General features: G+C 64.6%; 14 protein-coding genes. 10 read left to right on the forward strand and 4 right to left on the reverse strand.

The genetic code is table 11. The features are described from left to right. Positions 1-6: 6 nt before the first annotated feature. The 8 genes from QRN63_RS15485 to QRN63_RS15520 all read left to right on the forward strand — a co-directional run bounded on the left by QRN63_RS15485 (position 7) and on the right by QRN63_RS15520 (position 7,504). Positions 7-918, forward strand: coding sequence for a cation diffusion facilitator family transporter (locus QRN63_RS15485; protein WP_267318129.1), 912 nt, complete (start codon positions 7-9; stop codon positions 916-918). Between the two features lie 117 nt (positions 919-1,035). Then, positions 1,036-2,268, forward strand: a complete 1,233-nt coding sequence (locus QRN63_RS15490; RefSeq protein ID WP_285031563.1) for an alkane 1-monooxygenase — start codon at positions 1,036-1,038, stop codon at positions 2,266-2,268. Then, positions 2,265-2,468: a rubredoxin gene (locus QRN63_RS15495; protein ID WP_285031564.1), complete on the forward strand. Its 204-nt coding sequence runs from the start codon at positions 2,265-2,267 to the stop codon at positions 2,466-2,468. Before QRN63_RS15490 ends, QRN63_RS15495 begins: the two co-directional genes overlap by 4 nt. Then, positions 2,465-2,650, forward strand: coding sequence for a rubredoxin (locus QRN63_RS15500; RefSeq protein WP_020102918.1), 186 nt, complete (start codon positions 2,465-2,467; stop codon positions 2,648-2,650). The genes QRN63_RS15495 and QRN63_RS15500 overlap by 4 nt, the downstream gene beginning before the upstream one ends. Next, on the forward strand, positions 2,647-3,303 hold the full coding sequence (gene alkX, locus QRN63_RS15505; protein ID WP_267318126.1) for a TetR family transcriptional regulator AlkX: 657 nt from the start codon (positions 2,647-2,649) through the stop codon (positions 3,301-3,303). Before QRN63_RS15500 ends, alkX begins: the two co-directional genes overlap by 4 nt. A gap of 99 nt (positions 3,304-3,402) precedes the next feature. After that, on the forward strand, positions 3,403-4,863 hold the full coding sequence (ahcY, locus tag QRN63_RS15510; protein WP_267318125.1) for an adenosylhomocysteinase: 1,461 nt from the start codon (positions 3,403-3,405) through the stop codon (positions 4,861-4,863). A 257-nt stretch (positions 4,864-5,120) separates the two neighbouring features. After that, on the forward strand, positions 5,121-5,642 hold the full coding sequence (locus tag QRN63_RS15515) for a hypothetical protein (RefSeq protein ID WP_267318124.1): 522 nt from the start codon (positions 5,121-5,123) through the stop codon (positions 5,640-5,642). Between the two features lie 167 nt (positions 5,643-5,809). Then, entirely contained in the window at positions 5,810-7,504 is a 1,695-nt protein-coding gene (locus tag QRN63_RS15520; protein ID WP_502888150.1) for a CocE/NonD family hydrolase, read from the forward strand. Between the two features lie 9 nt (positions 7,505-7,513). Here the strand turns inward: QRN63_RS15520 and QRN63_RS15525 are convergent, their stop codons facing one another. Continuing rightward, the gene (locus QRN63_RS15525; RefSeq protein WP_267318122.1) at positions 7,514-7,813 is read right to left on the reverse strand and encodes a hypothetical protein; all 300 of its coding nucleotides are present in this window, start codon (positions 7,811-7,813) and stop codon (positions 7,514-7,516) included. A gap of 128 nt (positions 7,814-7,941) precedes the next feature. Then, complete coding sequence (locus tag QRN63_RS15530; protein ID WP_285031566.1) at positions 7,942-8,238, reverse strand: hypothetical protein; 297 nt, start codon at positions 8,236-8,238, stop codon at positions 7,942-7,944. Positions 8,239-8,295: 57 nt separating this feature from the next. On the opposite strand from QRN63_RS15530, the gene QRN63_RS15535 reads away from it, so the two are divergent. Together QRN63_RS15535 and QRN63_RS15540 are read left to right on the forward strand one after the other, a co-directional pair. Then, on the forward strand, positions 8,296-10,167 hold the full coding sequence (locus tag QRN63_RS15535) for an HNH endonuclease signature motif containing protein (RefSeq protein ID WP_285031567.1): 1,872 nt from the start codon (positions 8,296-8,298) through the stop codon (positions 10,165-10,167). A gap of 29 nt (positions 10,168-10,196) precedes the next feature. Further along, complete coding sequence (locus QRN63_RS15540) at positions 10,197-10,451, forward strand: hypothetical protein (protein WP_285031568.1); 255 nt, start codon at positions 10,197-10,199, stop codon at positions 10,449-10,451. Positions 10,452-10,531: 80 nt separating this feature from the next. Here the strand turns inward: QRN63_RS15540 and QRN63_RS15545 are convergent, their stop codons facing one another. Together QRN63_RS15545 and QRN63_RS15550 are read right to left on the reverse strand one after the other, a co-directional pair. Continuing rightward, positions 10,532-13,804 carry a glycohydrolase toxin TNT-related protein gene (locus QRN63_RS15545; protein ID WP_285031569.1) on the reverse strand — a complete coding sequence of 1,091 codons (3,273 nt, stop codon included), beginning with the start codon at positions 13,802-13,804 and terminating at the stop codon, positions 10,532-10,534. Between the two features lie 36 nt (positions 13,805-13,840). Beyond that, complete coding sequence (locus QRN63_RS15550) at positions 13,841-14,128, reverse strand: WXG100 family type VII secretion target (protein WP_267318116.1); 288 nt, start codon at positions 14,126-14,128, stop codon at positions 13,841-13,843. Positions 14,129-14,130: the final 2 nt, after the last annotated feature.

Genomic DNA, 14,130 nt, shown 5'->3' on the forward strand with positions numbered 1-14,130 from the left:
CAGGTCATGTCGGCCTCGGGGAGTACGCGCGCGATCATCGCGGCGCTGTTGGCCAATGCCGGGATCGCGGCGGCGAAGTTCGTCGGCTTCCTGATCACGGGCAGTTCGTCGATGCTCGCGGAGTCGGTGCACTCGCTGGCGGACACGTCCAACCAGGGGCTGCTGCTGTGGGGGCAGCGGCAGGCGCGCAAGGATGCCGACCATCTGCACCCGTTCGGCTACGGCCGCAGCCGCTACTTCTACTCGTTCGTGGTGGCGCTGGTCCTGTTCAGCCTCGGCGCGATGTTCGCGCTGTACGAGGGCTATCACAAGATCACCCACCCCGAGCCGCTGACGTCGCCCGTCGTCGCTGTCGCCATTCTGGTCGTGGCGATCGGGCTGGAGGGGTACAGCTTCTACACCGCGGTGAAGGAATCGCGTCCGCTCAAGGGTTCCGGCAGCTGGTGGCGGTTCATCCGGACCTCGCGTAACCCGGAGCTGCCGGTGGTGCTGCTGGAGGACAGTGGCGCGCTGATCGGTCTGGTGCTGGCCCTGGGCGGTGTGGGCCTGTCGATGCTGACGGGCGACCCGGTGTGGGACGGCATCGGCACCGCGGCGATCGGTGTGCTGCTCGGCGTCATCGCGGTGGTGTTGATGGTCGAGATGAAGAGCCTGCTGATCGGTGAGGGTGCGACAGTCGACGAGACCGGCGCGATCCGCAACGCGCTGGAGCAGACGCCACACGTCGACCGCGTCATCCATCTCCGGACCCAGTACCTCGGGCCGGAGGAGATGCTCGTCGGGGTGAAGATCGCGCTGGCTCCCAACACCGATCTGGCGACCGTCGCCGCCACGATCGACGCCGCCGAGGTCACGATCCGGGCCGCGGTGCCGAACGCCCGCATCATCTACATCGAGCCGGACCTCTACCGCGGTTAGCTGGTGACGGCTGCCACTAGCCGTTTTACAAAATCACCTCCATTGTCTAGACCGGCGACAAATTGGCGTCTATAGTCAAGATCACAACTTGCTGGCCCAACCAATGGAGGTGGACGCGTGTCAGTTGAGGTATCCGACGTCAACGCCCCGCAGTGGCGCGATCGAAAGCGTCATCTGTGGCTCATGGGCCTGATTGCGCCCACTGCGCTGTTCGTGATGCTCCCGCTGATCTGGGCACTGAACCAGGCCGGATGGCATGCGCTCGCGCAGGTGCCGCTGTGGATCGGTCCCGGCCTGCTGTACGTGCTGCTGCCGATCCTCGACCTGAAGTTCGGGCCCGACGGCGAGAACCCGCCCGACGAGATGATGGAGCAGCTGGCGAACGACAAGTACTACCGCTACTGCACCTACGTCTACATCCCGTTCCAGTACGCCAGCGTCATCCTCGGCGCGTACCTGTTCACCGCCAAGGACCTGAGCTGGCTCGGCTTCGACGGCGGGCTGGCCTGGTGGGCCAAGCTCGGCGTCGCGCTGTCGGTCGGTGTCCTCGGCGGCGTGGGCATCAACACCGCCCACGAGATGGGGCACAAGAAGGAGAACCTGGAGCGCTGGCTGGCCAAGATCACCCTCGCGCAGACGTTCTACGGCCACTTCTACATCGAGCACAACCGCGGGCACCACGTCCGCGTCGCGACCCCGGAGGACCCCGCCTCGGCGCGCTTCGGTGAGAACTTCTGGGAGTTCCTGCCGCGCACCGTGTGGGGCGCCCTGAAGTCGTCGGTCGAGCTGGAGGCCCAGCGCATCCGTCGCCTCGGCCGCAGCCCGTGGGACCCGCGCACCTACCTGAAGAACGACGTCCTCAACGCGTGGCTCATGTCGGTGGTGTTCTTCGGCATCCTGATCGCGGTGTTCGGCCCGGCGCTCATCCCGTTCGTCCTGATCCAGGGCATCTACGGATTCAGCCTGCTGGAGTCGGTCAACTACCTGGAGCACTACGGCCTGCTGCGGCAGAAGACCGAGAGCGGCCGCTACGAGCGCTGCGCCCCGGTGCACAGCTGGAACTCCGACCACATCGTCACCAACCTGTTCCTGTACCACCTGCAGCGGCACAGCGACCATCACGCCAACCCGACGCGTCGCTACCAGACGCTGCGCAGCATCGACGGCGCACCGAACCTGCCCAGTGGCTACGCGACGCTGATCGGCCTGACCTACATCCCGCCGCTGTGGCGCCGGATGATGGACCACCGCGTCATCGAGCACTACGACGGCGACATCACCAAGGTCAACGTCCACCCGCGGGTGCGGGACAAGGTGATGGCGAAGTACGGGGCGGGTGTGGCCGCATGAGTGCCTACGCCTGCCCGGGCTGTGGTTATGTCTACGAGGAGGCCAAAGGCGCTCCGCGCGAAGGATTCCCGGCGGGCACGGCATGGGACGATGTTCCCGACGACTGGTGCTGCCCGGACTGCGCGGTCCGCGAGAAGATCGATTTCGAGTCCGTCGGGGCGAGCGAAGCGACGGGAAATGCAAGAGGAGTGAGTTCATGAGCGAGCCGTTCAAGAAGTTCGTCTGCCTGCAGTGCGGCTTCGAGTACGACGAGGAGAAGGGCTGGCCGGAGGACGGCATCGCCCCGGGCACCCGCTGGGCCGACATCCCCGAGGACTGGAGCTGCCCGGATTGCGGCGCCGCCAAGTCCGACTTCGACATGGTGGAGGTCGTGGCGTCGTGACCGCCGCGGCCGCAGTGCCGGACGGACCCGAGGCGTCGCGCCCCGCGGCACCTCGGGTGCCGTACGCCGAGGCCTCTCGGGTCCTGCTGCGGCATTCGATCCTGGACGGCATGCGAGAGTTGTTGCTGGCCAAGGACTGGTCATCGATCACGCTGTCCGATGTCGCCCGCGCGGCCGGCATCAGCCGGCAGACCATCTACAACGAATTCGGCTCGCGCCAGGGCCTCGCCGAGGGGTATGCGATGCGCCTCGCCGACCGCCTGGTCGACGCCGTCGAGCACGCCATCTACGCCAATGTCGGCGACATCCACGCGGCCTTCCTGCAGGGCTTCCGGATGTTCTTCACGGAGTCGGCGTCCGATCCGCTCGTCATCTCGTTGCTGACGGGCGTCGCCAAACCGGACTTGCTGCAGCTCATCACGACCGACAGCGCGCCGATCATTTCGCACTGTTCGGCGCGTCTGACCGAAGCGTTCCGCAACAGCTGGGTGCAGACCTCTGACGAGGACGCCGGCGTGCTGGCTCGGGCGATCGTCCGCCTGGCCATCAGTTACGTGTCAATGCCGCCGGAAGCGGACCACGATGTGGCCGCTGACCTGGCCCGGCTCATGACGCCGTTCGCCGACCGTTACGGTAGTGGGGATACCCCGTAGCCGTCAGCGCGCCATTCGAGCAGGATTCCCGGCGCCTGTCCCGCGAGCCCGCAGGCCATGGGGTCACTCCAGTGGAACGAATGAATGGGGCTCTAATCCATGACGGAATTGAAGGCAGACGTCCGTAACGGCATCGACTACAAGGTCGCCGATTTGTCCGAGGCCGAGTTCGGCCGCAAGGAGATTCGCCTCGCCGAGCACGAGATGCCCGGCTTGATGGCGCTGCGTCGCGAGTACCACGACGTGCAGCCGCTCAAGGGCGCGCGCATCTCGGGCTCGCTGCACATGACCGTGCAGACCGCGGTGCTGATCGAGACGCTGACCGCTCTCGGTGCTGAAGTTCGATGGGCGTCGTGCAACATCTTCTCCACCCAGGACCACGCGGCCGCGGCCATCGTCGTCGGCCCGCACGGTACCCCTGAGGAGCCCAAGGGCACCCCGGTCTTCGCCTGGAAGGGCGAGACACTGGAGGAGTACTGGTGGTGCGCCGAGCAGATGCTCACCTGGGAGGGCGAGCCCTGCAACATGATCCTGGACGACGGTGGCGACGCCACCATGCTGGTGCTGCGCGGCGCGCAGTGGGAGAAGGCGGGCGTCGTGCCCCCGGCCGAGGAAGACGACTCGGCCGAGTGGAAGGTCTTCCTGGAGCTGGTGCGCAAGGGCTTCGAGAACGACAAGACCAAGTGGACCAAGATCGCCGAGTCGGTCAAGGGTGTCACCGAGGAGACCACCACCGGTGTGCTGCGGCTCTACCAGTTCGCCGCCGCGGGTGAGCTGGCGTTCCCGGCCATCAACGTCAACGACTCGGTCACCAAGAGCAAGTTCGACAACAAGTACGGCACCCGCCACTCGCTGATCGACGGCATCAACCGCGGCACCGACGTGCTGATCGGTGGCAAGAAGGTGCTGATCTGCGGCTACGGCGACGTCGGCAAGGGCTGTGCCGAGTCCATGGCCGGCCAGGGCGCCCGTGTCTCGGTCACCGAGATCGACCCGATCAACGCGCTGCAGGCGCTGATGGACGGCTTCGACGTCGTCACCGTCGAGCAGGGCATCGCCGACGCCGACATCGTCATCACCGCGACCGGCAACTACGACATCATCCTGCTCGACCACATGAAGGCCATGAAGAACCAGGCCATCCTGGGCAACATCGGCCACTTCGACAACGAGATCGACATGGCGGCCCTCGAGAAGTCGGGTGCCACCAAGCTGAACATCAAGCCGCAGGTCGACCTGTGGACCTTCGGTGACACCGGCAAGTCGATCATCGTGCTGTCCGAGGGCCGTCTGCTCAACCTCGGCAACGCCACCGGACACCCGTCGTTCGTGATGTCGAACTCGTTCTCCAACCAGGTCATCGCCCAGATCGAGCTGTGGACCAAGAACGACGAGTACGACAACGAGGTCTACCGCCTGGCCAAGCACCTCGACGAGAAGGTCGCGCGCATCCACGTCGAGGCTCTCGGCGGCACGCTGACCAAGCTCACGAAGGACCAGGCCGAGTACATCGGCGTCGACGTCGACGGCCCGTACAAGCCGGAGCACTACCGCTACTGAGTCTGTTTGCGCTTTTCGCGCGAGCACACGCGAAAGCCCCCAATTCTCACGGGAATTGGGGGTTTTCGTATCTGCGGGGCTCGGCACATCTCGGCGAATTAGCTGTCGAGGGCCGTGTCGCCGGTCGTTATATTGCAACAGACGACAATTACGATTTGCGCGGCACGATTCCTGTGTTTGCTGAAGATCTGCTGGCGAGCGGATTTCGGCGTTAGAATTTCCCGACACCAGGGCACCCTCGTGAAGGGACGTCGGCCATGCAGGAGAACCGATGGGCAAGACGCATCGCGTTGCTGGCCGTGGCAGGGGCGGCGTTGACCGGTTGCGACAGCATCAACCTCGGCAGCCTGGACGTCTTCGGCTCCGCGTCGCCTGCTGTGAAGGGTCCGCCGATACCGCCGGAGATGGTCCGACATGACGTGCAGCAATTGGTCTGGCAATTCCCGCAGTTGCGCAAACCCGACGAAGCGGTGTGGGTCACCTGGAACAACAGCGGCGATCCCAGCCTCGCCGGCAAAGTGAACTGGGTCGACGCCGTGGTCAAGCTGTCGCCTGCGGAGACCGCTCGACTGGTGGCGGAATACCACCCGTCTGCCACCGATCGGCAACCGATGGTGCAGAAGATTCTGCAGTCGGAGCTGCCCGGCGGTCCGTACCTGTCGGGAACCGAACTCAACAACCACTTCTCCGGTCCGGGCATGACCACGCAGGCGTTCCTCGACCGTGACGAGAACGTCCTGGTGCTGACGACGAGGTCAGGCGGAAGCGCGCCGTCGTAACCGTCTAGCGTGGTGGTGTGCGCGCTCTGATCCGCGTGACGGCGTTCGTGGTGGTGCTGGCTGTGCTGGGTGCCTGTGGCGCGGACCGTCCGCCTGCTTCTCCATTTCCTGCTGCGACGGGTCGGGGCTCGTGCGCCGTCGATACCGAACGTGACGTCGGTGCCACCATGCGCGACGGCGTCGTGCTGCGCGCCGACGTCTACCGCCCGCGGACCTCTGACCCGGTGCCGGTGCTGCTCATGCGCACGCAGTACGGCAAGTCCGGGGCGCAGACGTCGCCCGAGCGCTACGAGCCGCCGGACTGGTTCGCCTCCCACTGCTATCTCGTTGTGGTGCAAGATGTTCGGGGCCAGGGGAGTTCCGGCGGCGTGTTCAGCGAGTTCACCAACGACATGGCCGACGGCTACGACACCGTCGAGTGGGCCGCCGGCCTGCCCGGGGCGAACGGCAAGGTCGCCATGTACGGCTCGTCGTATGTCGGTGCGACGCAATGGCTTGCAGCGGTGACGGCACCGCCGCACCTGGTGACGATCGCGCCGGCCAATACCGCGTCGGACTATTACGATGGCTGGACCTATGAGGGTGGTGAATTCCGGCTGGCGTTCGTGCAGCCGTGGGCCATCGAGTCGATCGCGCTCGGTGCTGCCCAGAACCGCCGGGATGCTGAGGCGGAGCGGCTGTTGCGGGACGCCGGCGCCGACCCGACGCGATGGCTGAATTTCCGCCCGCAGCAGGACCTTCCGCCGATGCAGCCGCATAATCCGGCGGTGGCACCGTGGTACTTCGACTGGGTTCGGCACAACGCGCGCGACGCCTTCTGGCAGCAGATCAGCATTCGCGACCGGTATCCATCGGTGCGAATTCCGGTGCTGCACTTCGAGGGCTGGTACGACGCCTTCCTGGCCGGCGGCGTGGAGAACTTTGCCGGCATGGTGGCCCACGGTGGCAGCGACTTTGCGCGGACGAATCAGCGTCTGGTGATCGGGCCGTGGGACCACGTCGCATGGGGCCGCCCTGACTCCGAGCCCGCTCCGATGCTCAAAGACATCGGGGCGGTGGGCAACAGTCCGATCAATGAGCTGATGTTGGCCTGGTTCGACCATTTCCTGAAGGGCGTCGACAACGGTGTGGCGGGCAAGCCGCGGGTCGACTACTTCACCATGGGCGCCAATACGTGGAAGACGGGAGCGAATTGGCCACTGCCGCAGACGCAGTGGATCAACTACTATCTCTCCGGTGCCGGGGGCATCGCGGATCGCGACGGTAAGCTGTTGCCGGTGCTGCCGGGACCACAGCCGGCCGACACCTACACCTACGATCCGCTGAATCCGGCTCCGAGCCTGGGTGGGCACTCCTGTTGTGGTGCCAAGTCCGGTCCGCAAGGACCATATGACCAGACTCCGGTGGAGCAGCGATCCGACGTCTTGGTGTACACCGGCGACCCGGTAACCCATGACACCGAGATCACCGGGGCGGCCACCGTCACGCTGTGGGCCCAATCCTCAGCTGTGGATACCGATTTCACGGCCAAGCTGGTGGTGGTCAAGCCCGATGGGACGGCCGTCAACCTGAACAACGGGATCCTCCGGGCGTCATTCCGGGACTCGCTGTCGGCGCCGACGCCGATCGTCCCCGGTCAGCCGTGCCAGTACCGCATCCAAATCTGGCCCACCAGTTACCAACTCAGGCCGGGGGACAGGGTGCGGGTCGAGATTTCCAGCAGCGACTATCCACAGTTCGCGCCGAATCCCAACACCGGTGCGCCATTCGGGCGGGATGCGGCGACAGTCGTTGCGACGCAGACCATTCTGCATGATCCCGCACATCCGTCGTCGATCACGTTGCCGGTGATCGGGAACTGAGCGCGGACGCTACTTACTGCAATCCAGCGATACCGTGATGGTCCGTCGTACCACGATGGGGACGATCACATCCCGGCCGTGGCCGTTGTCCACTCGAATGAACCTGGTCTCCTCTTGTGGGTTACGGACGCTGGTCACCACGCACCGATCGAGCGGCGCGGAACCGACCCGGTCGACGTTCACGTGGAATCCCTCGGCCTCCAGCTGGCCGATCGTGACGATCGCCGATTCGGCGGCTGCCGGCGCGGCGGGGGCCAGCACGGCGGCGGTGGCGGTGAGAGTTATGAGAGTTATTAGTGCAGTACGCATCTCAGGGTCCTTCCGGGTCCTATACCCAATGACACGTAGGAGCGCTGGAAAACGTTCGATGGTGTCCTGAAGGGGTTATCGATGTGTCGGCTGTTTTCGTGACATATGCCGATGCTTGGTGTCGCGCGTCAAGAAGTTGGCAGGTTTGGGGGTGCGGTCGCCGAGTGCTCGATGGGGTCGGATGGTGTTGTAGATGATGCGGAAGTGGTGGGCTTCCATGTCGGGGGCGTCGCCGTCGCCGATGTAGCCGCGTCAACGGTGTCGTTGAGGGTGCCGAAGAATCGTTCGATGACGCCGTTGGTTTGTCGGGATTTGATCCGGGTTCGCACGTGCCGCAGCAGCGGGTCGTCGTGGCTGGTGAACAGTGCCTGGAAGTCCTTGTCGAGCTGGCTGGGATTCTGATTTATCCACAGAGCGCGATTCATCCACAATCTGTGCCTGCCAGAAAGTTTGAAGCAGTAGATTGGCGTAGAATCGCACATATGTTCGAACATGAGGGTATTGGGGTCGGTGGGAAGCTGATCCACGATGCCTCCGTGGTCGACGCCATTAGGCATGGTGCCCGGGTGGAGGCGCGGGCGGCGTACATCCGCTTCAGTGCGATCGCCGACTTGGTGATGTTGCGTGTTGATGACCAGGGTGAGCGGCAGTGGTGGGCTTGTGATGGCTGGGACGCCGCAGTCGCTGAGGTCGGAGCGGCGCTGGGGATCGGGAAGCGTGAAGCGTCGGGGCAGTTGTCGATCGCGGTTGCGCTGCGGTTCCGGCTTCCGCGGGTGGCGGCGGTGTTCGCCGATGGTGGGGTGTCGGCGCGGACGGTGGGCACGATCTGCTGGCGTACTCGTCTGGTGGAGGACACCAACACCCTGGCCGTGATCGATGTCGCGCTGGCGGGGGCACTGTCGGAGTGGGCGGGGTTGTCGCGCAAGAAGATTGAGCGCAAGATCGACGGCTGGGTGCACAAGTTCGACCCGGCCGCGGTGTTGAAAGTGCGCTCGGCGGCCCGTCGTCGTGGGGTGGGTGTGGGCAAGCCTGATGACGAGACGGGTGTGGCGTCGATTTGGGGTGCGTTGCTGGCTACTGATGCGGAGTTGTTGGATCGGGTGTTGACCGAGATGGCTCGTCAGGTGTGCGAGAGCGATCCGCGTACTTTCGGGCAGCGCCGCGCGGATGCGTTGGGGGTGTTGGCGGCCCGCGGCGACCGGCTGGTCTGTCAGTGCGGTGCCCCGGATTGCCCGGCGGCGGGGCCGGATGTGCGGGCGGCGGCGGTGGTGATTCATGTGCTGACCGATGGCCTGCCGGTTCCGGTCGCTGATCCACTGCTGAGCGGGGATCCGGCTGGGCCGCTGGTGCCTGAGCCTGAGCCAGTGATCGAGCCGGTGTTCACGCCCCCATCTGAGCCGGCAGCCGAGCTGGCGGACGACATGGCACCGATGCCCAGCCCCGCACCAGCAGCCGATTCGCGGCCTGCCGAGACACCGGCTCCTGCTGCGGCCGACGCGGCCGGCGACGTCGAGCCTGCTCCGGCGGCTGACGCGGCGCCCAGCCCCGTTCCCGTCCCGTCTTCGGCTCAGCCCCCGGCGCCGGTGCGTACCCCGGTGGGTTATGTCGTCGGTGGCGGGGCGGTCCCGCCGGCGGTGTTGGCGGATTTGGTGGCGCGCGGCGCGACGGTCCGCGCCGTCGCTTCGGCCGCCGATTTGGGCGCGGTGGCGCGGTACCGGCCGTCGGCGGTGATGGATGAGTTCGTGCGGATGCGGGCGATGACGTGCATGTTCCCGGGGTGTGATCACCCGGCCACCGCCTCTGATATTGACCACACGATTGCGTGGCCGGCCGGGCCGACGCATCCGGGCAATCTGAGCCCGAAGTGCCGCAAACACCATCTGCTGAAAACGTTTTACGGCGGCCGTGATGGGTGGCGGGACCGTCAAGAGCCCGATGGCACCGTTGTGTGGACCGCGCCGACCGGTCACACCTATATCAGCGTGCCCGGAAGTCGAATCCTGTTCCCCCGTAAGGTCACCGACACACCGCTGCCGAATCCACCACCGGATTCCGCCGACCTCGACACTGACGCTCCGCCGGCCCCCGGCCGGGGCCTGATGATGCCCATCCGCCGCCGCACCCGCGCCCAAAACCAGGCCCAGCAGATCGCCTACGAGCGCGCCCTCAACCAAGCCGACATCGACGCTCAAAAAGGCGCGCAAGAAGCCTTCGACCGCCAACGCAAAGAACGCCAAGAACGCGAAGCCGGCCGCCAGGCCGAAGAACAACAGCAATCGCAGGAGACGACCGAGCACTCGCCTGCAGACACCGACATCCCACCGCCGCTCGGACTGTCGCGTGAATACTCTTGAAATAGCAAGTCTTTCAAGGGTATTCACGCATGCCGATCGCCAGCCTTGTGTCTGTCGCACGCGATTGCGGGTCGCGCAATAAAACAATCCAGCGTGTCGACTTGCTATTTGACCTACTTGTTTCGCCCGACGACGCCAGCCAACAATTGGCTGTAGGTCAGGCGGCCCAAGAGTTGGAAACAGGCATCCGCTTCGGTATTCAATTTGACCAAGCCGTTTTTGGCTCCGCGCTCGTACCAATACACTTCCCACAAGCCATCGGGGGATTGCTCGACGCACCATGAGTAATCTGCATGGCCGCCGAGTGCCAGTACAGCCGACGGAATTCCGATGGAAGCTAGTGCCTTTGCAAGTTCGGTAAGATTCATAGCGGAACCTCTTTCAGATAGCCGGCATTAAGCAGGTCAACAATTGCATTCGGGAAGTAGTACTGAATGCCTCCACCGACTTGCCCCATCGCGGGGGCAATCGGGCCCTCCCAAATCGGTAGACGTCGAATAACTTCGTAGCGATGGTAGCCAGCATCGAGGCTGTGCGGCGGTAGCGCACGCTCAGGGAATGTAGTGCCCAGCGGTGAGCCAAATTGCCCGAATCCAGGACCGAATCTGTCGAAAACGGCGCCTGGTTCCAGCACGGTCGGCGTCCGGTCTTCGGGCGTACTGAAGCCTTGAGGATGTGCTTGCGGGTCGGGCCACACTAACTCGGGATTCCCGTGGGCATCCCGATTGCCGGTGGGCCAGAATTCGCGATTCCAGTCGTCTCGCGGAAGCCCGCCTAGTGGGTCGTAACTGTTTGGAACCACAGCCTGCACCTCCGGGTGTGTACTCGCCGCACCTGGTGACAGGGCGTCAGTGACTCGACTGGGGTTTGATGCCGCGTCGTCGAGAAGTCCATGGTCTAACAGGTCTGCATGAGGGTGGACAAGCTGGTCTGTGGGGATCGTATTGCCGCTGGCATCGTAGTCGCGTGAGTGGCCGTCCGATCGATCGCCGACATCGTCAGAGGCGTGATGGTTCGCCTCCGCCGGAGTGGTGCTGTGGGTTTCCTGGTTCTCATCGGCAGATCGACGCGTGTGCTCGCTGTGTTGTTCGTCGTGAGCTACTGGTTTTTCCGGTGCGCGCCCAATTGGTTCTCGCCGCACCTGCGGATCCGCCCCGGCATGGGCCCTGTCACTGAAGCCCTGTTCGGCATTCGTCCCAGTCGGTTTGACCGGCGGGCTTGGGTTGCGTTCATGCGCCGGGCCGGCATTGGCTGGCCGTTCGTGTGAACGTTCTGCTGGTGTGCTTTTCGGCGCTGTTGTTTCCCGACTCTGCGGCGTGCCGTCAGGCTTACCTGGCGGTGTGTGGCCGCCACCGCTCGGGCTATGGCTCGTCGGGCCGTGGGTGGCGGCAGGCCCGTGAAGTCCCGCCCCCATCGCGTTGGCAAGCCCGGACGAGGCTGTGCCGGAGTCGTGGCGCTCAGCGGGGTTGTTGTCCGGCAAACTTGAGTGCTCCGGCGAGTGATCAGCGGGCTGCCCGTTGCGGTCGTGCGGAGCGTCGGTTGTGCGCGGTTCGTGCGTGGGCTGATGCTCAGTGGGAGAGTGACTTTCGTTCCGACCGCCGGATTCGGTGGCGTTCGGGCGATGGTCGGCATTCGGAGAGTGGTCACCAGACTGACGGCCATCGTGGGTGCCGCTATCCGCGCCATGCCCCGCATCGTTGGTCGCGTGTCCTCCGGTGTCGTGTGCCGAGGGATGGTCGTGCGCAGACGGCGCATCGTGACCGCTTGGCTGCTCGTGTGCGGACGGAGTGCGCCCTTCGTCGGCACCGTTTGGGCGAGTTGATGATTCGGGGGAGTGCTGGCCTCCGGTCGACGGAGAATCCCCCGACGGTGTGTGGTTTGTGGCCGGCGGCTCGGTCGACCGCGGCCCGTCGGTCGATCGTGGACCGTCGCTCGATCGTGGACCGTCACCCGACCGCGGGGAGTCTGTGGAATGCGCAGGCCCATTGGACGACGGGTTGGTTGGTCCCTCGTGCTGTCGTGGCCCGGAATCTGCAGGCCCCGTTGGTCGCTCGGAAGGACCACCACCACCACCGTCGCCCTTGACCGGCGTGTGGTCGGGTCCTGGTGGATCATGGGCGCCGCCGTCGAACCCGCGCGGGCCGGAAGGCGGGTCGGGAACTGTGGGAACCCTTGGCGCGTCCGGAGATCCGGGCATCGCGCCGGGTTTGAATTCCGGGACTTCGGGCATCTTGGAGCCCAGGCCGCCTAGATTACCGACATGATCGAGCTCATTGAGTTTGGTTGTCTTTGAACCCAATCCGGTCAGATCACCGAGCTTGCTGAGTTTCCCCTCATCAAGCAAGCCCTTACCGAACTTCGCGGCTTTGGCAATAGAGCCGGTCTTCGACGCGGCACCTCCCGGCATGAACAACGAAGCGATGTTGAACCCCGCCTCGCCGATTCCGCGGCCCGGGTGGTCACCGGTGATCGCGTCGATCGCCAGGAACTGCTTACCCATTTCTTTGAGCGTGCCGGGGATTTTCGACGGGTCTTCGGCGAGTGCAGTCGCGAGATCGGCCATGCCCTTCCAAGTATCAGGGTCGGCCATGGCCACGACACCCGACACGGTCCCAATGACGCCGTTCACCACGCCGACGGCGAGATCAATTCGGAAGATGGCGTAGTCGGCGATGGCTCCGCCGACTTCCTCGCCGAGCAAGGAGATCAGGGTCGGTTTGAGCCACTTCTCGAGGCGGTCCGCCCATTCACTGAGCTTGCCTTTGATGAAGTCGAGAACACTAGTGAGGGCCTTGACTTGTCGCTGAAAGTTGTTCAGCAGGGTCGAGGCATCGCGGGCGACCTCCTCCAGGACCTTTTTGCCCTTCCCTGTGAGGAGGTCTTTGAGCGTGTTGAACGATGTCAACCTGTCCAATATGCGGCGGATGCCGTCTTGGGCTTGTTGCACGCCGGCAGCGAATTCGTCGATCTTTGTCGCGATGGTCGAGCTGTCTTGGACCAATTGGTTAATGGTGCCGTCCAGGGTGTCCAACCCCGACGCGATGGCGGCGCCCTCAGGAATCTTCTGCGCAGCGATAAGCGTGCGGGCCGGAGCCAGTAGGTTCTGCAGCGCGTTCAATCCAGTGTTGATGTTGTGCCATTGCGCGGCAGTGACTTTCATCAGGCCGGAGTCGCCGGTCGGCCAGGCCATCGCAACGCCCAGGGCCGTTCCTATTCCTGAAACCATCAGTAGCGGCTCTACCAGGAACCATTTCGGTGGCGGCGGCACCAAGCCCATGTTGGTGTGTACGTCGAGATGCGCGTCGGTCGTGCTGGGTGGTTCGCCTGGTGTGCCGCTGGGGCCTGGACCGCCGACCGTCGACGCCTGGTCGGCATGGAGATAGTTGTATCCGGAGACCTGGACCATGAATCCGATGTTCTTGAACGCGGTGGCGGCCTTGGCCAACGTTGTCGCGAACATCTCGGCCTGCTGCTCGTAATTCAGCCCGAACGCCAGACCGGTCCCATCGATTCCGCAGGCGAGGCCGCTGCTGAAAGCGGCGCTCAATGCGCCTGACAGTGCGGCCAATTGCTCGCCGACTGACTTGATCATCGCGCCCGCGGTGATCAACGCCTGGGGTTCCACCTCAATTCGCACGACGGCCTCGGTGGCTGCGCCGGGCGCGGCGGCCGGCTATGTGCCGCCCCACATCTGACCGTTGTTCTTGACCGCATCGGAGTAGTTCTTCTGCGCTGCCGTCAGGACCTTCTTCAGAGCCTGAAGTGACTGATCCATTTGTTCGGCACCGGTCTTCCACTGCTGCTGTGCCTGTGCCTGTGCGTCGGATGCCTCCCCATGCCACGACGCGCGCAACGTCGTCATGGTCCGTTCGACCTCTTCCAAGACGCTCTTGACCTTGTTGTGGAACGCTTCTACGTCATCGGCGGCGTGGGTCAACTGATCTGGGTCCACCACGAACATGA

The sequence above is a fragment of the Mycolicibacterium sp. lyk4-40-TYG-92 genome (assembly GCF_030209435.1).
GTDB lineage: Bacteria > Actinomycetota > Actinomycetes > Mycobacteriales > Mycobacteriaceae > Mycobacterium.